Below are 23,111 nucleotides of genomic sequence, written 5' to 3' on the forward strand. Positions count from 1 at the left end.
CATTTGTTAAGCCGAGCTCAGGTTAAATAATATAGGTCGCTTTATTTTACAGTTAATATTGCAAAAAAAGACACATTAGAAAAAGGTTATTGAATGCTCAACAACCTTTTTCCTTAACTAGCTTAATAATAGCGGCTGTAGCTCAGTTAATGAATCAACAATAGCTCGAGGGTTATACTCACTTAACACCTCTCTATCATGTACACCAAAAGTCACACCGATGCTGTCAATACCAGCGGTTAGTGCCATTTTTAGATCATGACTGGTATCGCCTATCATTATTGCTTGTGATTTAGGTACATTAAGTTCATCAAGTAAACTTAATAACATGTCAGGATGGGGCTTTGATTTAGCTTCATCAGCACAACGCGATGCATGAAAAAAGTGACCGGTTTGCGTTGCTTGAAAAACCCGTTCTAACCCGACTCTTCCCTTACCTGTAGCAACCGCTAATAATTTCTGTTCTTGTTGTAACCTTGTTAGTAATGCAATAGCGTCATTAAATAACGGCGCTGGAGTATTATTCACTTCAACATACTGATGTTTATATTGGGCAACCAAGGCCATGGTTTGCTCTGCTGAGTTATCCGGAAATAAGGTTGTCACTGCAGCAGGTAAGCTCAAGCCAATAATCTCTTTAACATGCTCAACAGAAGGTTTAGTTAATTGACTTAAAATAGCCGCATTTTGCATTGACGAGACAATTCTATCGATTGAGTTCATTAACGTACCATCCCAATCAAAAATAATTAGCTTATAGTCTTTGATCATATTAGCCATGACTTATTCTTTCACCAGTTTACTTAATAGTTGCTCAAGACTCGGTTCTAAAGGCGCTTCAATTTTTAGTCGTTGCTCTGTTTTAGGGTGAGTGAATTCAATACTGGCGGCATGTAAAAAAAGTCGCTTTAAGCCCTTTTCTTTCATTGCGCTGTCAAACTCTTCATGGCCATACTTAGCATCCATCGCAATTGAATGACCACTAACCTGACAATGTACGCGGATTTGATGGGTTCTGCCGGTCACAGGAAAAGCTCGTACTAAGGTAGCACCGCGGTAGCGCTCTAATACTTTATATCGTGTTTCAGACTCTTTTCCGTTAACATTATCAACAATAACAACGCGCTCTCCTGATTTTAAATCATTCTTTTTAAGCGCCTCTGTTACTCGTGTTAATTTAGTTGGCCAATGCCCTTTAACTAACGCATGATAAAATTTTTGTACTTGTTTTTCTCGTAACTGTTCATGAAGGTTACGTAAAGCAGAACGTTTTTTTGCAACAACTAAACACCCGGATGTATCACGGTCAAGGCGATGGACTAATTCAAGCATACGCGCATCAGGCCTTAACGCCCTTAGGGCTTCAATTAAACCAAAACTTAAGCCACTACCACCATGCACTGCCATACCCGATGGCTTATTGATAACAATTAATCTGTCATCTTCAAACAATATCTGTTTTTCTAAGTTAGCCACAATTGACAGCCCCGTAGAAACAGTATCAGCTTTTTCTGAAACACGAATAGGCGCAATACGTAATACATCACCCGATAAAAGTTTATATACTGGCTTAACACGTTTTTTATTAACCCGTATTTCACCTTTACGCATCAAGCGGTATAAATGGCTTTTAGGTACACCTTTAAGTGTTTTTAATAAAAAATTATCAATACGTTGACCTTCGTCTTCACTATCAATAGTAATAAAACGAACTTGAGGTTTTTCTATTTCACTACTATCCTGCTCTACTGGCGATGTTTTAATACCTACGGCAGGACGACGAGATGCTGAAAAGTGTTCTCTGACGATATTCTTCTTATTGGGTGTTTTTTTATGCACGCTATGCTGGCTTACTTGATTAGCTTTTTTCATAAACGGGAGTTTAACACACTTTTTTTATGGAATAATGCAATTAAAGTAGGTTTTTTATTAGCTAAAATCTCATTATAGTGGGATAATAAAAAGGTTAATGTTTGAATAGTAAAGAACTTAAGGTAGTTCTTATTAGAAACTCACATTAATCGAATACTTAGATGCTCTAAAGAGAGACGTAAGAGGCAAGCTGCGGCCACTTCTTTATGCGAATAGTTTTATAACTATATGTGACATAAAAAAGGTACGGCCTGTTGTATAATTTGACTTAGGTTATATCATCAATTGATATTCATCCCTACACATGTCAAATAACATAAACAGTTTTACTAAAATACTAGTATTAAGCCCAGCACCATAGAGCAATTTTATAAAAATAAGCTTGTAAAAAAGTATTAATACAAACGTATATTAAGCAACCGTTAACCAAATAAAATATAAACAGAACTCATTAAAAAATAAGTCTGTCGTTGCTTACTTTACCATTAACACTTCTTTTTATAAGCTGCACAGCACATATTGCTGGGCACATAAAGAAACAACTACAGTAAATACATATTAAGAATTAATGTGTTTGCTATTGAATATACAATCAAAATTTATAACAGCTTAACCTGGTAAAATGACAGGTTAATAATGACATCCGTGAGGCTGACAACTTGCTGTTACCTGAGAGAAAGATTGCTTTGTGCCTTAAGCAAGTAGTGTGTTGTGACTAAACGAGTCCGACAACCTATGAAACGTATGTTAATAAACGCTACCCAATCTGAAGAATTGCGTGTAGCACTAGTAGATGGCCAAAAACTGTATGATTTAGATATCGAAAGTCCAGGTCACGAACAAAAAAAATCAAATATTTATAAAGCAAAAATCACGCGTATTGAACCTTCATTAGAAGCCGCTTTCGTAGATTATGGCGCTGAACGCCATGGTTTCTTACCAATGAAAGAAATTGCACGTGAATATTTTCCAAAAGGTTACTCATTCCAAGGCCGTCCCAATATCAAAGAAGTATTGCGTGAAGGTCAAGAAGTTATCGTTCAAATAGATAAAGAAGAGCGCGGCCAAAAAGGTGCTGCTTTAACAACGTTTATCAGTTTAGCTGGTAGCTACTTGGTATTAATGCCAAACAACCCTCGCGCGGGTGGTATTTCTCGCAGAATTGAGGGCGATGAACGTACCGATTTAAAAGCATCATTAAGCAAACTTGACTTACCTAAAGGCATGGGTTTAATAGTGCGCACTGCTGGTGTAGGTAAAGCTTATGATGAACTTGAGTGGGATTTAAGTGTATTATTACATCACTGGAAAGCCATTAGCGATGCTGCAGAAAGTAAGCCTGCCCCGTTTTTAATTCACCAAGAAACAAACTTAATTCTTCGCGCTATCCGTGACTATTTACGTCGTGACATCGGTGAAGTATTAATCGACAGACCAAAAACATTCGAAAGTGTTAAAAAGCATATTGAAGTAGTACGCCCTGACTTCCTAAGTAAAATCAAACTTTACACCAGTGACGTGCCTTTATTTACGCATTATCAAATTGAAACACAAATAGAAACAGCTTTTCAACGTGAAGTGCGCTTACCTTCTGGTGGCTCAATTGTCATTGATCCTACTGAAGCAATGACATCAATTGATATCAACTCTGCCCGTGCCACCAAAGGTAGTGATATTGAAGAAACCGCCTTTAACACTAACTTGGAAGCCGCTGAAGAAATTGCTCGTCAATTGCGTCTACGTGACCTTGGTGGCTTAGTCGTTATTGACTTTATTGACATGACTCCAGTGCGTCATCAACGCGAAGTTGAAAACCGCATGCGTGATTCAGTACATCAAGACAGAGCTAGAATACAACTAGGACGTATTTCTCGTTTTGGTTTACTAGAAATGTCTCGTCAACGTTTACGTCCATCGATTGGTGAAACGAGTCAAGGCGTATGTCCTCGTTGTAATGGTACTGGCCATGTAAGAGGTGTAGAGTCTCTTGCACTGTCAATTTTACGTTTAATGGAAGAAGAGGCCATTAAAGGTAATACCCTACATGTACAAGCTCAAGTGCCTGTTCCTGTTGCTACGTATTTATTAAATGAGAAACGTCGCTCAGTCATGCATATTGAAAAACACCATAATGTTCGTGTATTAATCATTCCAAACCCACATATGGATACACCACAATATGAAGTATTGCGTGTTAAAAATGATGATTCAATAGCCGAAGCTAGTTATGACCTACCAGTTAAACAAGCAGAGCTTGAAGAAGCTAAAATGCCTAAGTTTGACAAAGAAGCTCATAAGCGTGACGAGCCTATGATTCAAGGCATGTCTGCCCCACAACGTGCAAACAAGTCAGCAGAAAACATTGCTCCATCAAATAATACTAAAACAGCAGAGAAGACGACCGGCTTCTTTGGCTGGTTAAAAGGTTTATTTGTTAGCGAAGCTGTAGAAGAAGCACCTGTTGTTCCTGCAGAAAAACCAAAGCCAACACATGAAAAACGTAATAATTCTCGCCAAGGACAACGTCGTAATAATCGTGGTAACAACCGCAATAGAAACGATAAAAACAATGATGCATCAGGTAATCAGGCTAACGACAAAAAGGCTGAATCAAATAGAAATACTCGCCCTGCTCGTGATGACAATCAAAACCGCCCTAAAAAACAGCCGCGTAAAAACAACGATGCGGATAAAACACAAGGCGTAAAAGAAGAGAAAGTAGCTGAGCGCCGTCAACGTCGCAATAACCGTAAAAAAGTTAGAGTTAATAAAAACGAGCAAAACAACGCCAAAGACAATAAACTTGAGCAAACTGCTAAACCTCAACCTAAAAACACTAAAACTATACCAGCCAAAGAAGAGCATATCACTGCAAAAGAAGTGGCTATTGATGTTGATACGAGTGTTACGGCTGAAAATGCAGAAGTAAAAACAAGTGAAGATCGTCCTAGAAATCGTCGTTCTCCAAGGCATTTACGAGCTAATGGTCAACGTCGTCGTCGTAATAACGAAAACGATACACAAGCAAAACCTGATGAGATAAAGGCAGAGGTTACTACTGAACAAGTAACAGCTGTGACAAGTAATGATAGTGTATCAACTCAAGCTGATGATGCGGTAGAGGCCCGTTACCCTGAAGATAAAGACAATGTTGTTAAAGAAAATACTGTTAGTGCTGACACTAAAGATACTGCTGAGCCTGAAAAAACAGCAGTTACTTCGGCAAGCACTGAAGCTACTGAAACAGAGTCTAACAATACAATTTCTGAGCCAGAGTTTACTTTAGAGCAACCTAGTGTAGAAACTGTTGTTAATGAAGAAAAACAAAAGGCTGATGAAAAGGTAGTAACAAAAACAGATTCTACTGAAATACAACCAGACTTACCTTTTGAAGTCACGGAGCCTGTGCAAACACCTAAAGTTAACGTTGAACAAACAGTAGCAGCTCCTACAGTTAAAGAAACAACTACAGAGGTAATAACAAAAGCTAAAGAAGTTGAAGTTGCTGCAGCCGTAACACCAAAAGAGGCAAAAGTTGAGCAAAATGAAGCCATAACAAAAAAAGTGGCTACAAAAGCAGTAAAGAAACAACAACCTAAAGATAAGAAACTTGCAAGACAAGTGAAAAAAGCAAATCGCTTATCTGGTAGAGCTTCTTCACCAATGACAAAGACGGTTACCATCACCACGATAAATGCTATTCCAACAGCATTTATGCCAGATAGTGAACGTCAAGCCCACAGTACTTCAGGTAAGTCAGCGGCGATTGCAGATGTAACGAGCCGAAGCACATCAGGAGCTCACAACCCTGCCTAACGTATAAAGGGGTTATATAATTTAAAGCCAATTATTAGTCATAATAATTGGCTTTTTTTATGCTCGGAATATTTCCTTCGCATATCAAGTTGATATATATAAACTGCTTGACGCACACTGACACATCAAGGTAAATTAATCGTCAGGATTAAATGACTCAGTATTGCGTTTAGGTATATATTACACAGGCTTATGGTTTGCCTTGTTAGCTCAGCCAAATATTACCTAAAGAAACATCGCTACCAATGGAGTCCATATAAGGGTAAATAAATTATGAAAAAATGGTTTTTTTCTGATAATGGTAAAGTTACAGGCCCTTTCGGGCTAAAAGAATGCAATGATCTTATTGCAAAAAACCCAAATTTATACGCATGGCACCCTTCGTATACACATTGGGTACCTGTAAGCTGCGTTGATGAGTTTGAAGTAGTTATTACCCCACCAGCTCCACCTATAGAAATACCACAAGATTTAATCGAAGGATTAATTGGTGAGGAGCAAGACTTAATCTCAACATTGGACCGAGTTGATAAAACAATTAAAATAACATCTGATTCCTTATATGAAATAGATGCAGAAGTTGATAATTACAGTCAAGTAACTCATAACTTAACAGAGCAAGTGAAAGTGGCTGTGAAGTCAATAGAAGAACAATATGCTTCATTACAAGTAAACTTAGCTAATGCAATTAAAACAGATTACTAACAAAACGGCTTATTTACATAATACAAGTATATTTTCACTTTAAAGAATTCAACAGATAAAGAGTAATGATGATGAAAAAATGGTTTTTTTCTGACAATGGTAAAGTCACTGCCCCATTAAGCCAAACGGAAGCAAGAGCTTACTTAGCAGATAACCCAACGGTTTATGGCTGGCATCCTTCGTTTAGCCAATGGAAGCCTGTAACATGTATCCCAGAGTTTGCTGATATTGTGCCACTACCTGAGCAATCGTTATTAGTACCTAAAGAGTTAACTGATAAGTTTTTAGCGAAAAAGCAACGCTTACAAACTAAATTAACCTCTATTGACGATAGCATTAAACATACCCAATCTTCTTTAACTAAGTTTGAAAAGCAAATAGAAGACTATAAAGCCCTTACTCAAAACTTAAATGATGACGTTAAAGGCGCTATCGATAATATTGAGAAAAAATACTCTGGCTTAAACAAAAAAATTGCTCAAGTGAAAAATGCTATTAACATCGCTGAAGTCGAAATTAATGATGCTATAAAAAGCTTTGATCACCGCGTTAATTCTAATGATGTTTTCATGCCTTCTTGTCACGGCACAGTTAAACCTGCAAAGTCAGCACCATTAACTGAAGTAGAAGTTGCACAAAAAGCGAGTGAGGCTGCTCAAATTAGTAAAGCTAAACTCGCGCAAGCTAAATTAGCGACTCCGCATAAACGTGTCGAAGCTGAAAAGCCTGTCGAAGAAGTTGCTAAGAAAGAAGCACCTAAAAAAGAAGAGTCTGTAGCGAAAAATAAAGCCGAAGATGAAAGCAAAGCGAATAAAGAAGGCTTTGGTATGAAAAATATCATGAAATCGGTATTTAAAGGCGATAAGAAAGTAGAAAGCAGTGAAGAGCAGCCACCTATGTCAATGGCTGAACGTCTGAAAATGGCACAAAATAACACTTAGTTATTAGTCATGCTTTGAAATAAAAAAACCGCTAAATTAGCGGTTTTTTATTGTCTAAATATTCTTGTTACGGATTATTAAGTATATGAAGTATGCTCATATACTTAATATAGCAAGTCATTATCTAACGTGTGCTAATGCTTGATTGGCAAGTTGAGTAATTTCAGACCAATTCTTATTATTAACAATTTCATTTGATACTAACCAAGAGCCGCCACAACAAACAACATTTGGTAATGCCAAATAATCTCGAACATTATTTAGGTTAATTCCGCCTGTAGGGCAAAAACGAATATCAGGGAATGGTCCACCAATAGATTGAATCGCTTTTACGCCGCCAGAAGCTTCTGCTGGAAAGAATTTTAAATGATCGTAACCATAGTCTGCACCATCCATTAATTCTGATATTGATGAAATACCAGGAATTAATGCGATATTACTTTCATTACCTGCTTGTAATAAATCTTTAGTTAAGCCAGGACTAATAGCAAACTTTGCACCAGCATCATATGACTGCTGTAATTGCTGACGATTAGTTACTGTGCCAGAGCCTATAATGGCTTCTGGAAGCTCTTTAGCTATAATACTGATCACATCTAATGCCGCTGGAGTACGTAAAGTCACCTCTAGTACTTTAACATCTGCTGCAAGTAGTGCTTCAGCAATTGGCAATGCATCTTCAACCTTGTTAATGACTAAAACAGGAACAATAGGTCCCATCGCAAAAAGGTCCTTTGGCATAATTTGCCAATTTTTTGATACTGTCATAAATCCTCTTTATTTCTTGGCGATTACTTAACTCATGGAAAAATAGGCGCTGAATACTTTTAATTGTTAGTTTTAATAAGAAGCCCCAATAAGGGCTTCTCTGGTATTATTTGTTGTACGCGGTATCTTTCTAATCAAATAAAGAACATGCGCCAGTTTCGGCTGAGCTTAGGTTACGACGCATAAAGCCAAATAGTTCACGTCCCATGCCTTGATGATGACCATTTACTTGAAACTCAGCAATCTCACGGTTTGCTAACTCTTGTTCGTCAACTAATAAGCTTAACTCACCAGTTTCGCCATTTAGGCTGATCATATCGCCAGTTTTAATCTTAGCGATTAAACCACCATCTAATGCTTCTGGACATAGGTGAATAGCAGCAGGAACTTTACCAGAAGCACCAGACATACGACCGTCAGTAACTAAAGCAACTTTAAAACCTTTGTCTTGTAATACACCAAGTAGTGGTGTCAATTTATGTAATTCAGGCATACCGCGCGCTTTAGGTCCTTGAAAGCGTACAACGGCTACTAAATCTTTTTCTAGTTCACCGGCATCAAAAGCGGTTTGCAATTCATTTTGATCTTCAAAAACAACAGCAGGAGCATTAATAACAAAGCTGCCTTCACGTAAAGAAGAGGTTTTAATTACTGAAACCCCTAAGTTACCCTTAAGAACTCGTAAACCACCATCAACTTTAAATGGTTTAGCAACGGTTGCGATAACCTCTTCATCTAGAGATTTTTCAACACAATCAACCCACTTTAACTCGCCGTTTTCTAATACTGGTTTTTTGGTATAACGTGATAAGCCACGGCCACAAATGGTTTCAACATCTTCATGTACTAAACCATTTTCGATTAATTCTCTAAATAATAATGCCATACCGCCCGCTTCTTGGAAGTGGTTAATGTCTGCATGACCATTAGGATAAATACGCGTTAATAAAGGAACCGCTTCAGAGAGATCATTAAAGTCTTGGAAATTAATAATAATACCTGCAGCTTTAGCGAAGGCAATAATATGCATTGTTAAGTTAGTTGAACCACCTGTTGCTAATAACGCAACAATCGCATTAACAATAGAACGTTCATCAACCATTTTACCTACTGGCATATAATTGCCAGACTGTTGAGTTAAACGAGTAACTTGTCTAGAGGCCGCTTTAGTTAAAGCTTCACGTAATGGTGTGTTAGGTGCGATAAATGACGCGCCTGGTAAATGTAACCCCATCACTTCAACAACTAATTGGTTTGAGTTAGCCGTACCAAAGAAAGTACAAGTACCTGCTGAATGATATGATGCAGACTCAGCCTCAAGTAATGCCTCTTCATCAACTTCACCTTTAGCGAATTGTTGACGTACACGGGCTTTCTCTTTATTTGGAATACCTGAAGGCATTGGACCTGCTGGAATAAATACCGTTGGTAAATGACCAAAAGTCATACTAGCAATCAATAAGCCCGGTACAATTTTATCACAAATGCCTAACATAACAGCGCCATCGAACATGTTATGAGATAAGCCAACCGCTGTTGCCATTGCTATAACATCACGGCTCATCAGGCTTAAATCCATACCTGGTTGGCCTTGAGTAACACCATCACACATCGCTGGCACACCGCCTGCAAATTGAGCAACACCACCGGCTTCTTTAACCGCGGCTTTAATAACATCAGGATAAGTTTGGTATGGCTGATGAGCACTAAGCATATCATTGTAAGCTGAAACAATAGCGATATCTGAATGGTGTATACCACGTAATGATGCCTTGTCATCTTTACCACAAGCAGCAAAACCGTGTGCTAAGTTACCACATGACAAGCTAGCACGGTGTACCGTACCTGATTTAGCGCCATCAATTTTGGCTAAATATTCAGCGCGTGTTTTAGCACTACGTTTTATAATTCGTTCGGTGATATCTACTATTTGCTGTTTCATTTACTCTCTCAATTTTTATACTTTTATGTGTATTTAGTACTCAAAATTTATGGGCATGCGACTTACGGCGCCCAATATACTTTGGTATCGACATTAGGGTCTTGTAAAAATGCGCGTATTGGCATTTCAAATTCATCACTACCATTTAATGCTTGAGTAAGGACCGTTTGCTTATTTTCTCCACACAGGTGAAGAAAAGTGTTTTGGCTAGTGCTCAAACTAGCAAAACTAAAGCTAATACGTTGATGTGGCGCTGTTTTAGGCTGAACAGCTAATAAAGCTGCTGAATTGTCGCGAGCAAGACCTTGTGTTATTTCATCACTACATGGAAACAACGACGCAGTATGCCCGTCTTCACCCATACCTAAAATCAAGACATCCAGGGGTAATAAACTATTTTTTGCTGCTAAATTTAAATCATCAAGGGTTTCACCTGTTAACTCATTTCCTTGTTTAAGATGAAAAAACTTAGCGTTGGCTGCTTTGTTTTGTAATAAGTTTTCATGAACTAAACGTGTATTACTGGCATCGCTATCCATACTTACCCAGCGCTCATCAGCTAAAGTTATGGTAACTTTTGACCAATCTAAATCGCACTGCGATAACAATTCAAAAAAACCTTTCGGCGTTGAACCACCGGATACAGCAATACTTGCTTTACCTTTATTTTTAATCGCTTGCGCTAAAAGATCACTCACTTGAGTTGCTAATACTTGGTCTAAGTTGTTACGCGTCGAAAATGTCGTTAAATGGTGCATAATTACTCCACCCACTGGCGATCATCGCGGGCAATTAATGAAATAGATGAAACGGGACCCCATGAACCTGCTGGGTAAGGCTTAGGTGTTTCATTCGTGGTTTGCCATGCATCAATAATACTATCAGCCCAAATCCATGCAGCTTCAACTTCATCGCGACTAACAAATAACGATTGGTTACCGTTAAGTACTTCAAGCATTAAACGCTCGTACGCATCAACAACGCGTTCATCGTTATAAGTTTTAGAAAAACTTAAATCTAGCTTGTTTTCTTGGATGTTCATTTGTGAAGCAATACCAGGGATTTTATTCATCATTTGTAATTCAACCCCTTCATCCGGTTGCAAACGAATAGTCAGCTTATTTGACGGTAAATCACTGTAGCTATCTTTAAAGATATTATGAGGTTGCTGCTTGAAGTGAACGACTATTTCACTATGCTTTTTAGGCATACGTTTACCCGTTCTTAGATAGAATGGTACCCCCTTCCAGCGCCAGTTATCGATTTCAGCTTTAATTGCAACAAATGTTTCAGTGTTACTATTTTCATTAGCGCCTTCTTCATTAAGGTAGCCTGGTACTGGCACACCATTAAGGAAACCGTCGCTGTACTGACCACGCACCGCTTTATCTTTAATGTTATCGCGATTAATAGGTTGTAATGCTTTAACAACTTTTAATTTTTCAGCGCGAACACTATCAGCACTTAAATCTGCAGGAGGCTCCATGGCAAGTAACGATAATATTTGTAATAAATGATTTTGTACCATGTCGCGCATTTGACCCGCTTCATCGTAAAAACCCCAACGCCCTTCAATACCAACACTTTCTGCCACCGTAATTTGTACATGATCAATACAGTTACGATCCCAGTTATTGGTAAACAATGAGTTGGCAAAACGTAATACTAATAAGTTTAGAACTGTTTCTTTACCTAAATAATGGTCAATACGATAAGTTTGGTTTTCTTTAAAGAACTCTGAGACTTGGTTGTTAATTTCAATAGACGATTCAAGTGAGTGACCAATAGGTTTTTCCATAACAACGCGATCAGCATCACAAATCAACTTAGCACTATCTAAACCTTTACAAATGTCACCATAAATAGCTGGTGGTGTAGAGAAGTAATAAACACGAGTCTCATTACCTTGCGCTAATGTTTCTTTAAGCTGTTCAAATGAGCTACTGTCTTTAAAATCAAGTTGCTGATAAACCATACGATTCATAAAGCGTGCTAAAACGTCTTTATCAATGGTTTCTTTAACAAAATTATTGATATTCTCTAATACAATCGCTTTAAACTCTTCAAGAGTATGCTCTTGGCGTGCAGCACCTACAATGCGGCTATCTTCATTAATTAAGCCACAAACTTCTAATTGGTATAGTGCGGGTAATAATTTGCGGCGAGATAAATCGCCTAATGCGCCAAAAATGACAATTTCACTTGCAACTTGATAATCTAATTTACTCATAGAATGTCTCTTTAATACTCTTTGTTAGTTTTATTTATATGCTGACTCAGCTTTAATGCATCATTATACCAAGCTTGCAGTAAAAAACTTAATTTGTAACTAAACTACATATACATCTAATTTAGCGGTTGTTTAGGGATCAGTAAAGAACTTTTTGTAATTTTACTACATAAAATCATCTAACCTGCTATTTTATGCCTCGAGTGTAAGTATTTTTGATCAAACACAATAATTAATAGAAAATTAAAGGCGTAAAGCTGAGATAGGTGAAATCGTCATTTGCTAAATACGGGCTATTTATTTAAGATGTGATAACAATTATGAAATAAAATTTCATTTTTTCTGTTCCTTAGGCAGGAAATAAATTACAGTATAGCAATATAGTCCATTCTTTATGGCTGGCTATCATTGTAATATTGTTAGAATGACAACAATTATAACTTAATAATAAAGTTTACTAATTAAAGAGATCTAGGATCAGAACATAATGAACATATTAGAAAAGATCACCAACGAACTAGACATGCTCAGTAAATCAGAACGCAAAGTAGCTGAGGTGATTCTCGCTTCGCCTAGTACCGTAATTCACTCTAGTATTGCCGCATTAGCAAAACAAGCTAACATCAGTGAACCTACTGTTAACCGTTTTTGTCGCCGTTTAGATACTAAAGGCTATCCTGATTTCAAGCTTCACTTGGCACAAAGCCTTGCCAATGGTACGCCTTATGTTAACCGTCATGTTGACGAGAATGATAGTGCTGACGAATACACAGCTAAAATTTTTGAATCGACCATGGCAAGTCTTGAACTTGCTCGTAAAAGTTTAGATACCAGCGTAATTAATCGTTCAGTTGATGTACTAACGCAAGCAAATAAAATTTCATTCTTTGGTTTAGGTGCCTCTGCTATTGTTGCTCATGATGCGCAAAACAAGTTCTTCCGCTTCAATGTACCTGTGGTCTACTTTGATGACATATTAATGCAACGTATGAGTGCTATAAATAGTCAACAAGGTGATGTAGTTATTGTGATATCGCATACCGGTCGAACAAAATCTTTAGTTGAAGTAGCCGCCCTAGCAAAAGAAAACGATGCAACGGTTATTGGTATCACTACAACAGGTACGCCATTAGCAAAAGAATGTAGCATAGTGTTATCGGTGGACGTATCTGAAGATACCGACTTATACATGCCAATGTCTTCACGTATTGCGCAGCTTGCCTTAATTGATGTATTAGCAACAGGATTTACATTACGTAGAGGCAGCAAATTTAGAGATAACTTGAAAAAAGTAAAAGATAGCTTAAGAAGCTCACGCTTTGAACGTAAAGATTAATAACATGTCCTGGTCACTTTAGTATCACTAAATTGTACCTGTAATAAGAAAGATAAATTCTAATCAAAAATTTAAAAATTCAAGAGGATTAAAATGCCTAGAAGAACGAAGATAGTTGCCACCTTAGGTCCTGCAACAGATGACAGAGAAGTATTAAAGAATGTACTTGCCGCTGGTGTAAACGTTGTTAGATTAAACTTTTCTCACGGTATCCCACAAGATCACATTGACCGTGCCAACAATGTTAGAGAAATCGCCAAAGAGTTAGGTGTTTATGTTGGTGTTTTAGGTGACTTACAAGGACCTAAAATTCGTATTTCTACGTTTAAAGATGGCCCTATTAAGTTGGCTATTGGCGATAAATTTGAATTAGATGCAACCTTAGAAAAAGGCCAAGGCTGTCAAGAGAAAGTTGGTATCGATTATAAAAAGTTAGTACAAGATGTTTCTACTGGCGATATTTTATTACTTGACGATGGCCGTGTGCAATTAAAAGTATTATCAACGTCAGAAAACTCAGTTTTCACTGAAGTAACTGTTGGTGGTCCATTATCAAATAACAAAGGCATCAATCGTCAAGGTGGTGGCTTAACAGCTCCTGCATTAACGGCTAAAGATAAAGAAGACATTAAACTAGCGGCTGAAATTGGCGTAGACTTTCTTGCGGTATCTTTCCCACGTGATGCTGCTGATATGCGTGAAGCACGTTTATTAGCACAAGAAGCGGGTTGTGATGCTCGCCTTGTATCAAAAATTGAACGTGCTGAAGCAGTAAATGATGACAAAGTACTTGATGGTATTATTCTAGCTTCTGATGTTGTTATGGTAGCCCGTGGTGACTTAGGTGTTGAAATTGGTGATGCTGAACTTGTTGGTAAGCAAAAGCATATTATTGCGCGCTCTCGCCAGCTTAACCGCGTTGTGATCACCGCAACACAAATGATGGAAACCATGATAGAACAACCAATGCCAACACGTGCCGAGGTAATGGATGTTTCAAATGCTGTGCTTGATGGTACCGATGCGGTAATGCTAAGTGCTGAAACAGCCGCAGGTAAATACCCAGTAGAAACTGTTAAAGCAATGGCGAATGTATGTTGTGGTGCTGAAAAACATCGTTCAGTTAACATTTCTAATCATCGCATGGAGCTTAAGTTTACTGAAATTTCAGAAACTGTAGCTTTATCAGCAATGTATGCCGCTAACCATCTTGATGGCGTGAAAGCAATTATTTCATTAACTGAGTCAGGACAAACCAGTAAACTAATGTCACGCATTACTTCTGGCCTACCTATTTTCTCGTTATCGAGACATGCAAAAACATTAAGCAAAACGGCAATTTATCGCGGTGTTTACCCAGTGTCATTTGACTCAACAAAAAGTGATGTTCAACATTTAAGTGATGACATTTTAAAAGCGGTATGTAGCAAGTCTGATTTAGCTGTTGGCGATAAAGTCATTTTAACGCACGGTGATATGATGGAAACGGTTGGTGCATCTAACACATTAAAAGTGTTAACGATTGCTAAAAAGCATTTAAGCTAGTCAAGCTGAATTCAGGTTCACCGCTTAGTATATGTACTAAGCAATGATAAAAAAGAGCAACAAGGCTATCACCTTATTGCTCTTTTTTTATCTTATTTAAAGGCTACGCTCAGAAAATTAAGTCAATGCCCCAAAATCAATTACTAGCGCATTATAATTAGCTATTTACCGCTTGTTTAACTTTATCTTTATAACTTCGGCTTACTTTTAATTCTTTACCATTTTGCAGCACTAAATAATACTCGCCATTCATTTGGCTGTAGAACTTTTCAATGTAATGCTTATTAACAATGGTTGATCTGTGATTACGAATAAACTGTTTAGGGTCTAGACACTCTTCAAGCTCTTTCATGGTCTTACGTAGAATATGAGTGCTCTCTTCGCTGTTATTATGCTTATTCGTGTTTACCACATGTACGCACATATAATCACCCGCAGCATCTATCCAAAGAATATCTTTGACCGGTACCCGGCTTACTTCACCACCATCTTTAATCGCTAAAATATCAGAATACGTCGAAATACTCAGTTCTTGATTACTGTCTAGCTCTGTTAATATTTGCTGATAGTCGTTACCCGTAACATCGCTTACTAAGCGTACTAATTTTGATTTATGAACGCTATTTATGCTGTTTTGAAAATATTCTCTAATTTTTTCCATCGTTTGATTAAGACGAGATTCATCCGCAGGCTTTAGAATATAATCAAGGGCATGTACTTCAAAGGCTTTAATGGCATATTGATCAAACGCGGTCACAAATACCACCACAGGCATTTTTAAGCCCTGCTCAATAACACTTTCAATCACATCAAAACCATTAAGGCCTGGCATTTGAATATCAAGAAACATTAAATCTGGCGAGTAGGCACGAATGGCTTCTATGGCCTCACGTCCATTGCAGCATTGCGCAATTAATTCTATATCATGATATTCAGCTAACCTTACCGCTAACCCTCGGCGTGCTAGCGGTTCATCATCAACAATAATACTTTTAAATGACATAACGTATCCGTAGAAAACTTAAAGGAGAATTACCCTACCAATCACATTAATTAAACCATTGCGTGTTAATTAACTGAGCTCAAGTGGCATACGAATATTAACTTTAACACCTGATGGTACATTATGAGAAACAACTAAGGAAAATTTATTACCGTATAAGGTTTGCAAACGTTCACGGGTATTAACTAAACCGACACCACTTTCTCGATGAAGGTTACCGTCTATCACTTCAGCACCAGGGCCGTTATCAGCAACTTCAACAAGTAAATCATTAGCAAAGCGTGTTACTGAAATTGTGATGCTACCACCTTGCTCCTGTACTGCAATAGCATGTTTTATCGCATTCTCAGCCAAGGGTTGTAAAATCATACTTGGTACTAAGGCTTGCTGACAGCTTTCATCAATATGAAAATGTAAGTTTAACCTGTCTTCAAATCGCACTTTTTCAATAGCTAAATACAACTGTAATGCTTGTACCTCACTCTCAAGCTGTACTTTTTTCATCGGATCTTGGTCAAGCGAGTAACGCAAAAACTCACTCAATTTAGTTACCATTGAATTAGCGGTATTATTTTCTTTAACTAAAATTAGCGTTGAAATAGCATTAAGTGTATTGAATAAAAAGTGTGGATTAAGTTGATATCTCAGCATTTTAAGTTGTGCTTGATGAGCAACGGCATTGGCTTTTAATACGTTTTGTTTTTCTATTTGCAGCATTTGGTAATATTTACTGCCGAAGTACAACCCACTCCAACTTAAAATAATGTAGAAAGAGCTCAAGGTCGATTGAGTATACATCCACCAAAATTCGGGCTTATAACCATGCTTATAAATTTCCCAGTGATTAAAGTTTTTAACCACTTGCCATAATACCCCCGCAAAATACGAAGATAAGATAACCACAAGCGCTATTTTTAAGGGCGGTAGATTCCAAGCTTTTTGATAAATAAAGCGTAAAGGAACGGTAAGCAACCAACCTGCATAAGCATTTAAGAAAATAATAACAACAAAAATATCGCGTAATTCATCATGTTGCAGTGATCCAAGATAATGAATAAACGCGAAACTAAACCAGCCTGCGGTATGCGCAAGCCAAAAGAGACGATTTCTGTTTTCTAATAATTCTTGCCAATTCACAAACGACAACCATTGAGTCATGATAAAACTAATTATGCGCTAATCACTTTATTAATGCATTGCCTTTAAACTTGATATTCCTACGGTTTATCGCATCTCAATGAACATAATTGACTTATATCGCTAGCATAGGGCCTAATGGCTGACCACCTAATAAATGCATATGAATATGGTACACTTCTTGGCCGCCATCTTTATTACAGTTCATAATTAGGCGATAACCATTTTCATCTATTCCCTCTTCTTTAGCTAACTTTTTAGCAACCGTGATCATTCTACCTAACGTGAGTTCATCATCAGCCGTTACATCATTAACCGTCGCAATTAATTTATTAGGAATAATTAAAATATGACTATTGGCACGTGGAGCAATATCTCTAAATGCGGTAACTAAATCATCTTGGTACAACAGTGGTGTTGGTATTTCTTGTCGAATAATTTTTGAAAAAATAGTTTCTTCGCTCATGCTGCTTATCCTTTTTTGTTATTTATAGCGATATTGTTAACGCGTTCTTTACTTAGTTTACCGCGATTAATTCTGCGAGCATATGCTAAGTGAATAGTTTTTCGTATGAACTGAATTTATCTTAGCTTTATTGACCTTAATCAACATCTATTTTAGTGATTTTTGCGATGATTAATGCTCACGAAGGAGTGTGATAATTAACAATAGCTAACTTAGGTAATATGATGGAAATCGACTTTAATGAAATAAACTATGTAACTGATCCTACTTGGCAAGTAATACATGCAGATTATGAGCAGTTTCTCTTATCGATGACAGGACCAACCGTCATTGACATCTCAGGCGAAGATAACACTAAATGTCGCGTTTTTGTGACTTTATTACAAGGTGATGAGCCATCAGGTATTATTGCGATACACCGCTATCTTGAGCAAAAAGGTAATACCCGCCCAGCAACCAAGTTACGATTTATTATTTGCTCTGTTGAAGCGGCTGCATCGCGCCCTCTTTTTAGCAAACGCTTTACCGACGGCGGCATTGATATAAATCGCTGCTTTGGAAACCAGTTAGTCGTTAATAAGGAAGACTTACTACAGAGAAACTATCAACACCGAGCTAACTTAATAAAGCATGCTATAGAGGAAGTTCAGCCTGAAATGGTGATCGATCTTCACAATGCACCAAGCTCAGGTCCTGCCTTTGCAATTAGCGCGTTAGTTAATACCGAAACGCTATCATTAGCATCATTTTTTAGTTCAACATTGATATTATCTGATCTTAAAATCGGCTCATTAATGGAGCACAACTTTCATTGCCCCTATATTACCGTTGAATGTGGTGGTAGTGAAGATGAGCAAGCCCATGAAGTAGCTTTTGCTGGCATCATTAATATTGCTAACTGTCAGCACATTGGTTATATCCATCAGAAAAAATCAGTTGACGTCATTTATCGCCCTTTAAGGCTACAATTAAAAAGCAATGTAAAGTTATCTTACGCTAAACACGATGAAGGCTATAACGGTATTACCTTAAAAAATAACATAGAATGTTTTAACTTTGGCAGTGCTTATCAAGATCAAATGTTGGGTTGGGTAGACGGTGAAGGCTTAAACAACTTAAATCTTATTGATAAAGATGGTACTAATGTTTTAGCGGATTATTTCTATATTCGTGAAAATCAATTGGTGTGCCGTCACAATTTACGTTTATTTAAAGCAACAAATAATAAGCAAAAGGCAATGAATGATTGTTTATTTTATGTGGTAAAAGCCCCTGTTAATGAAGCATAAGTAAGCTAGCTCTACATTTTATCTTCTTATAAAATTACGCTCAACCATAAGATTGAGCGTAATTTTTATATTATGAATTAGCTAAGCAAGCGTTAAAACGCTCAAAACCTGCAGCTAAGTCGGCAACTAAATCGTCGACATTTTCTAAACCAATATGAACTCGAATCAGCGGATATTCACAATCAAATTCAGTCACACTACGAATAGCGTTAACACCGGTGATCCCCAAAATTAAACTTTCAAACCCGCCCCATGAATACCCCATTTTAAAGTGATGTAAACCGTCTAAAAATGCTGTTAAAGCCGCTTTATTACCTTTGCTTAATACAAACGAGAATAAGCCATTGGAGCCTTTAAAATCACGCTTAAAAAATTCATGCCCAGGACAAGAATCAAATGCTGGGTGTAAAATTTTAGCGACTTCTGGTCGCTCTTTTAACCAATTTGCAATGGTAATAGCACTTTCTTGATGTTGCTTTAAGCGTACGCCAATAGTGCGAATACCGCGAAGCGCTAAGTACAAATCATCAGGTGAAGTACACTGCCCCATTAAATAACTGTAGTCACGTAGTTGAGGCCAATGTTTTTCAACTGCCGTTGCGGTGCCAAGCATTACATCTGAATGACCAACAATGTATTTTGTTGCCGCTTGTATACTAATGTCTACGCCGTAGTCAAAGGGTTGAAAGTTAATACCTGCTCCCCAAGTATTGTCTAACATCACAATACAGTCATGCTGATGCGCTATTGCACTAATGGTTGGCACATCTTGTACCTCCATTGTGATTGACCCTGGAGATTCAAGAAAAACAACTCGAGTATTTTCTTGAATTAACGCCTCAATGTCTGCGCCAATTAAAGGATCGTAATAGGTGGTAGTAACTCCCATTTTCGCGAGCACTTTATCGCAATAATCGCGTGTTGGCTCATAAGCGGTATCTACCATTAAAATATGATCGCCCGTTTGTACAAACGCTAAAATAGCATTAGTGATAGCTGCAGTGCCTGATGGGTATAATGCACACCCTGCTCCGCCCTCTAGCTCGGTCATAGCATCACTAAAAGCAAACGAGGTTGTGGTACCACGACGACCATAAACCATGGTTTGATTATGACGATTAGCAACGGCATTGTTCATTTGAGCAACCGTATCAAATACCACCGTAGATGCGCGTGTTACACTGGGGTTAACCACACCATTGGTCCATTTAGCGCTACGACCAGCATTAACGATTTTAGTCTCTTGTTTCATGTTATTACCTATCTATTACTCATTTGTTAGCTAGTTATTAGCGATTATCTGTTGGCGTTGGCTTAATTATTTCAGCTATCTAGCCATCTAAAATATTTATTGTTAAGTTATACCTTGAAATGACATGAGTTGCACCCCCTATCGAACAAAAAGTACTAAAACATCACAAGTACGCCCCTTAAAAAAGCCCCAACTGTTTGTTGGTAATTTCATCAAAGCTTTTACCAATAAAAGGTAAAATGCCATCAGCAACGGCGGCAATTTGTCTATCAATATAAAACTGGTAATCTAGCGGTGAACAAAGCTGCTCTTTAACCTGTGGACCATTTAAGGTAATGAAGTACTCTATCCAACCACGTTGCTGATAACGTAGCGGCTTACCCATTTTTTCATTATGAGCATCAGCCAAACGCGCGGCTTTTACGTGAGGAGGAACATTTTTAATATAATCGTTAAGTGCTCGGCGAATACGCTTACGATAAATCAATTTACCATCACAGTTGCCACGCTGCACCTGAGCTACTATCTCATTAATATAATCATCAATGGGTTGATTGGTAAACACTTTAAGGTATAAGTTTTTTTGAAAGTCTTTCGCCAACGCGGTCCAATCGGTTCTGACACTTTCTAAGCCTTTAAACATTAATGTGGGTGCTTGAGTTAGCTCCTTTAAATTAACCACTAACCCGGCATAACGCTTTTTAGTGCCGATATCTTTGCCGCGAATAGTTGGCATTAAAAACTTTGTAAAGAGTGTTTCAAATTCAATTTCTAAATGGCAATCTAACTGATACTCCTCTTTAAGCGCTTGCTGCCAGTTTTGATTGATTAATGTTTGTAGCTGATAACCAAGCTCTTTTCCCTGCATTAATGATTTATCTTCGCCAATAGAAACAAAAATTGAATCGGTATCACCGTAAATAACTTGATAACCCGCTTGCTCAATCCACTGACTGGTAATTTTTAATATTTCATGACTACGCTTAGTAATTGAACCAGCTAAACGTGGATCAAAAAAACGACAACCAGTAGAGCCTAAAATGCCATAAAAACTATTCATAATAATTTTTATCGCTTGTGATAGCGCGGCATTTTTTTGCTGTTTTGCTTTGTCTCGCTCAAGCCATAAGGACTCTATAATATCTGGCAAAAAGTGCTGTGTTCGTGAAAAATAAGCCCCATCAAAACCTTTAATCGCATTAATGACTGCTGTTGATGTATTGCCCTCATCAAGCTGACTAGCCTGATAATGTGCTTGCTCCGCTAAGCCTTCAATAAGCCCCATAGGATCAATTTTAAAGGTACGAATAATACTGGGGTATAGTGATTTAAAATCAAGTACTAACACATTACTGTATAACCCTGGCACTGACTCCATCACATAACCACCAGGAGAAACAAGCGCAGACATACCATCGCCCATATTCGGGGCAACATAGCCACTACGGTGCAACTTAGGTAAATAGAGGTTAGTAAAAGCGGCAACGGAGCCACCAATACGATCAATTGCCAGCCCCGTTAGTTGTGCGCGTAATTGCGCAAACGCTAATAATGCTGTTTTTTCAAAGATGAGCCAAACTAAACGGCAATCTTCAAGGTTATAGGCCGCAAGCGCAGGCTTATTGTGATTAAAATTATCAACAATCTCTTGAATACGATTATCAACATCAACCACCTTTTTACCAATACCCAGTAATTCATTAGCAACGTTATCAAGTGAAAAGCTGCTAAAGCTATAAGTGGCTGTTTTTAATAAATCAATACCATCTAGTACCAACCGCCCTGCAATTTCAATAAAATACTGCTCGGTACTGTTTCTATTATTACGCCAACGAGCAATACTATTATCACGTCCTAACGTAAAGGCTAATCCATAATGATCAAAGCGCTTTTGTAATAATTTAAAATCAAAATTAATAACATTCCAACCAATAAAAACATCGGGATCAAAGGCAACAATTTCTCGCATTAGTTGCACTAATAATGCTTTTTCATCTTGAACCCAAACAATATAGTCATTTGATGTTTCTTCTGGCTCACCTATCATTAATACACGTTTGTATGTATCTTCCTTACTAATTGACTTGCTACTTTGTGTGCTAGGTCGCTCGCTATATAAACCAATAGAGAACAGCTCCCCTTGCATTGAACATTCAAGATCAAGCGATAACATCTTCAAGGTAAGCGTACTTTTGCTAGTGCTTGCTTTACACTTTGCTTGACGATATAGCTGATAGTTTTCAATGCTACCTTTACTACTACTTTCAGTTATATCAGTGTCTACAGGGTTGCCAATAAAGTCGAGATCAGCGGTAATAAAACGCTCCATCAAAAATCGATCATCGGGGCGAATATCGTCTTCATAGCACTTTACCTGTGCATTAGTAAGCAACTCTCGTGCACGGTAAAAATGGCGTAAATGCGTAAAGTAAATTCCTGAAACACTATTCCCATTAAAGGTTTTCATGGCTAATGATTGGAATTTAACCACGGGGATATTATGTGTTGTCAGTAAGCTTTTAGCCTTCATAACTTGGCTATCTTCAATAAAAAAAACCGCCTGTTCATCCGTAATAATAAGCTTAACTGAGCCTGATAATGTTTTTAACCATAAAGTAATCTGCAAGCCTGCCTGACTATCTTCAACTTGACGTGTTAACAAAAATCCACGTTGAGCTAATTGAGTAGTTTGGGCTGTAGCTGACTTCATCATTGACTTAGACATAGTGACTCGACACGTACAAGGTGCTTCCTAACATAAAACGACTAAACCGCACTTAAGCAGTGTCGAAAACAATAAAACCTGTTA

General features: G+C 37.7%; 17 protein-coding genes. 6 read left to right on the plus strand and 11 right to left on the minus strand.

Annotated elements, in window-relative coordinates:
- Positions 1-117: 117 nt before the first annotated feature.
- Together KO495_RS04595 and rluC are read right to left on the minus strand one after the other, a co-directional pair.
- Entirely contained in the window at positions 118-780 is a 663-nt protein-coding gene (locus tag KO495_RS04595) for an HAD-IA family hydrolase (RefSeq protein WP_215979215.1), read from the minus strand.
- 3 nt (positions 781-783) lie between these two features.
- Complete coding sequence (gene rluC, locus KO495_RS04600; RefSeq protein ID WP_252738798.1) at positions 784-1,872, minus strand: 23S rRNA pseudouridine(955/2504/2580) synthase RluC; 1,089 nt, start codon at positions 1,870-1,872, stop codon at positions 784-786.
- A gap of 735 nt (positions 1,873-2,607) precedes the next feature.
- On the opposite strand from rluC, the gene rne reads away from it, so the two are divergent.
- The 3 genes from rne (at position 2,608) to KO495_RS04615 (ending at position 7,334) form a co-directional block, all read left to right on the plus strand.
- Positions 2,608-5,688, plus strand: coding sequence for a ribonuclease E (rne, locus tag KO495_RS04605; protein ID WP_215979216.1), 3,081 nt, complete (start codon positions 2,608-2,610; stop codon positions 5,686-5,688).
- A gap of 273 nt (positions 5,689-5,961) precedes the next feature.
- The gene (locus KO495_RS04610; protein ID WP_215979217.1) at positions 5,962-6,393 is read left to right on the plus strand and encodes a DUF4339 domain-containing protein; all 432 of its coding nucleotides are present in this window, start codon (positions 5,962-5,964) and stop codon (positions 6,391-6,393) included.
- A gap of 71 nt (positions 6,394-6,464) precedes the next feature.
- The gene (locus KO495_RS04615) at positions 6,465-7,334 is read left to right on the plus strand and encodes a GYF domain-containing protein (RefSeq protein WP_215979218.1); all 870 of its coding nucleotides are present in this window, start codon (positions 6,465-6,467) and stop codon (positions 7,332-7,334) included.
- Between the two features lie 120 nt (positions 7,335-7,454).
- On the opposite strand, the gene KO495_RS04620 is transcribed toward KO495_RS04615, so the two are convergent.
- The 4 genes from KO495_RS04620 to zwf form a co-directional block, all read right to left on the minus strand.
- Complete coding sequence (locus KO495_RS04620; RefSeq protein WP_215979219.1) at positions 7,455-8,102, minus strand: bifunctional 4-hydroxy-2-oxoglutarate aldolase/2-dehydro-3-deoxy-phosphogluconate aldolase; 648 nt, start codon at positions 8,100-8,102, stop codon at positions 7,455-7,457.
- 130 nt (positions 8,103-8,232) lie between these two features.
- Positions 8,233-10,044 (minus strand): phosphogluconate dehydratase, encoded by a 1,812-nt coding sequence (gene edd / locus KO495_RS04625; protein WP_215979220.1) that lies wholly within the window; start codon positions 10,042-10,044, stop codon positions 8,233-8,235.
- A gap of 62 nt (positions 10,045-10,106) precedes the next feature.
- Complete coding sequence (gene pgl / locus KO495_RS04630; RefSeq protein ID WP_215979221.1) at positions 10,107-10,802, minus strand: 6-phosphogluconolactonase; 696 nt, start codon at positions 10,800-10,802, stop codon at positions 10,107-10,109.
- 2 nt (positions 10,803-10,804) lie between these two features.
- Positions 10,805-12,274, minus strand: coding sequence for a glucose-6-phosphate dehydrogenase (zwf, locus tag KO495_RS04635; RefSeq protein ID WP_215979222.1), 1,470 nt, complete (start codon positions 12,272-12,274; stop codon positions 10,805-10,807).
- 487 nt (positions 12,275-12,761) lie between these two features.
- Between zwf and KO495_RS04640 the strand changes: the two genes are divergently transcribed.
- Positions 12,762-13,610, plus strand: coding sequence for a MurR/RpiR family transcriptional regulator (locus KO495_RS04640; RefSeq protein WP_215979223.1), 849 nt, complete (start codon positions 12,762-12,764; stop codon positions 13,608-13,610).
- A gap of 93 nt (positions 13,611-13,703) precedes the next feature.
- Positions 13,704-15,155 carry a pyruvate kinase gene (gene pyk / locus KO495_RS04645; RefSeq protein ID WP_215979224.1) on the plus strand — a complete coding sequence of 484 codons (1,452 nt, stop codon included), beginning with the start codon at positions 13,704-13,706 and terminating at the stop codon, positions 15,153-15,155.
- A gap of 157 nt (positions 15,156-15,312) precedes the next feature.
- On the opposite strand, the gene KO495_RS04650 is transcribed toward pyk, so the two are convergent.
- The 3 genes from KO495_RS04650 to KO495_RS04660 form a co-directional block, all read right to left on the minus strand.
- On the minus strand, positions 15,313-16,158 hold the full coding sequence (locus KO495_RS04650; protein WP_215979225.1) for a LytTR family DNA-binding domain-containing protein: 846 nt from the start codon (positions 16,156-16,158) through the stop codon (positions 15,313-15,315).
- 69 nt (positions 16,159-16,227) lie between these two features.
- Positions 16,228-17,316, minus strand: coding sequence for a histidine kinase (locus tag KO495_RS04655; RefSeq protein ID WP_215979226.1), 1,089 nt, complete (start codon positions 17,314-17,316; stop codon positions 16,228-16,230).
- 94 nt (positions 17,317-17,410) lie between these two features.
- Positions 17,411-17,761 (minus strand): HIT domain-containing protein, encoded by a 351-nt coding sequence (locus KO495_RS04660; protein ID WP_215979227.1) that lies wholly within the window; start codon positions 17,759-17,761, stop codon positions 17,411-17,413.
- 224 nt (positions 17,762-17,985) lie between these two features.
- Between KO495_RS04660 and KO495_RS04665 the strand changes: the two genes are divergently transcribed.
- Positions 17,986-19,050, plus strand: a complete 1,065-nt coding sequence (locus KO495_RS04665; protein WP_215979228.1) for a succinylglutamate desuccinylase/aspartoacylase family protein — start codon at positions 17,986-17,988, stop codon at positions 19,048-19,050.
- A gap of 70 nt (positions 19,051-19,120) precedes the next feature.
- Here KO495_RS04665 and KO495_RS04670 read toward each other — a convergent pair whose 3' ends face one another.
- Complete coding sequence (locus tag KO495_RS04670; protein ID WP_215979229.1) at positions 19,121-20,302, minus strand: cystathionine beta-lyase; 1,182 nt, start codon at positions 20,300-20,302, stop codon at positions 19,121-19,123.
- A 178-nt stretch (positions 20,303-20,480) separates the two neighbouring features.
- Positions 20,481-23,027, minus strand: a complete 2,547-nt coding sequence (locus KO495_RS04675; RefSeq protein WP_252738799.1) for a DNA polymerase II — start codon at positions 23,025-23,027, stop codon at positions 20,481-20,483.
- Positions 23,028-23,111: the final 84 nt, after the last annotated feature.

This window comes from Colwellia sp. D2M02 (assembly GCF_018860755.1).
In the GTDB taxonomy this organism is placed as follows: Bacteria; Pseudomonadota; Gammaproteobacteria; order Enterobacterales; family Alteromonadaceae; genus Colwellia; species Colwellia asteriadis.

Bases quoted from the DNA above. Each gene is read 5' to 3' on its own strand.
- KO495_RS04595 (WP_215979215.1), bottom strand. From the start codon at position 780: ATGGCTAATATGATCAAAGACTATAAGCTAATTATTTTTGATTGGGAT.
- rluC (WP_252738798.1), bottom strand. From the start codon at position 1,872: ATGAAAAAAGCTAATCAAGTAAGCCAGCATAGCGTGCATAAAAAAACA.
- rne (WP_215979216.1), top strand. From the start codon at position 2,608: ATGAAACGTATGTTAATAAACGCTACCCAATCTGAAGAATTGCGTGTA.
- KO495_RS04610 (WP_215979217.1), top strand. From the start codon at position 5,962: ATGAAAAAATGGTTTTTTTCTGATAATGGTAAAGTTACAGGCCCTTTC.
- KO495_RS04615 (WP_215979218.1), top strand. From the start codon at position 6,465: ATGAAAAAATGGTTTTTTTCTGACAATGGTAAAGTCACTGCCCCATTA.
- KO495_RS04620 (WP_215979219.1), bottom strand. From the start codon at position 8,102: ATGACAGTATCAAAAAATTGGCAAATTATGCCAAAGGACCTTTTTGCG.
- edd (WP_215979220.1), bottom strand. From the start codon at position 10,044: ATGAAACAGCAAATAGTAGATATCACCGAACGAATTATAAAACGTAGT.
- pgl (WP_215979221.1), bottom strand. From the start codon at position 10,802: ATGCACCATTTAACGACATTTTCGACGCGTAACAACTTAGACCAAGTA.
- zwf (WP_215979222.1), bottom strand. From the start codon at position 12,274: ATGAGTAAATTAGATTATCAAGTTGCAAGTGAAATTGTCATTTTTGGC.
- KO495_RS04640 (WP_215979223.1), top strand. From the start codon at position 12,762: ATGAACATATTAGAAAAGATCACCAACGAACTAGACATGCTCAGTAAA.
- pyk (WP_215979224.1), top strand. From the start codon at position 13,704: ATGCCTAGAAGAACGAAGATAGTTGCCACCTTAGGTCCTGCAACAGAT.
- KO495_RS04650 (WP_215979225.1), bottom strand. From the start codon at position 16,158: ATGTCATTTAAAAGTATTATTGTTGATGATGAACCGCTAGCACGCCGA.
- KO495_RS04655 (WP_215979226.1), bottom strand. From the start codon at position 17,316: ATGACTCAATGGTTGTCGTTTGTGAATTGGCAAGAATTATTAGAAAAC.
- KO495_RS04660 (WP_215979227.1), bottom strand. From the start codon at position 17,761: ATGAGCGAAGAAACTATTTTTTCAAAAATTATTCGACAAGAAATACCA.
- KO495_RS04665 (WP_215979228.1), top strand. From the start codon at position 17,986: ATGGAAATCGACTTTAATGAAATAAACTATGTAACTGATCCTACTTGG.
- KO495_RS04670 (WP_215979229.1), bottom strand. From the start codon at position 20,302: ATGAAACAAGAGACTAAAATCGTTAATGCTGGTCGTAGCGCTAAATGG.
- KO495_RS04675 (WP_252738799.1), bottom strand. From the start codon at position 23,027: ATGTCTAAGTCAATGATGAAGTCAGCTACAGCCCAAACTACTCAATTA.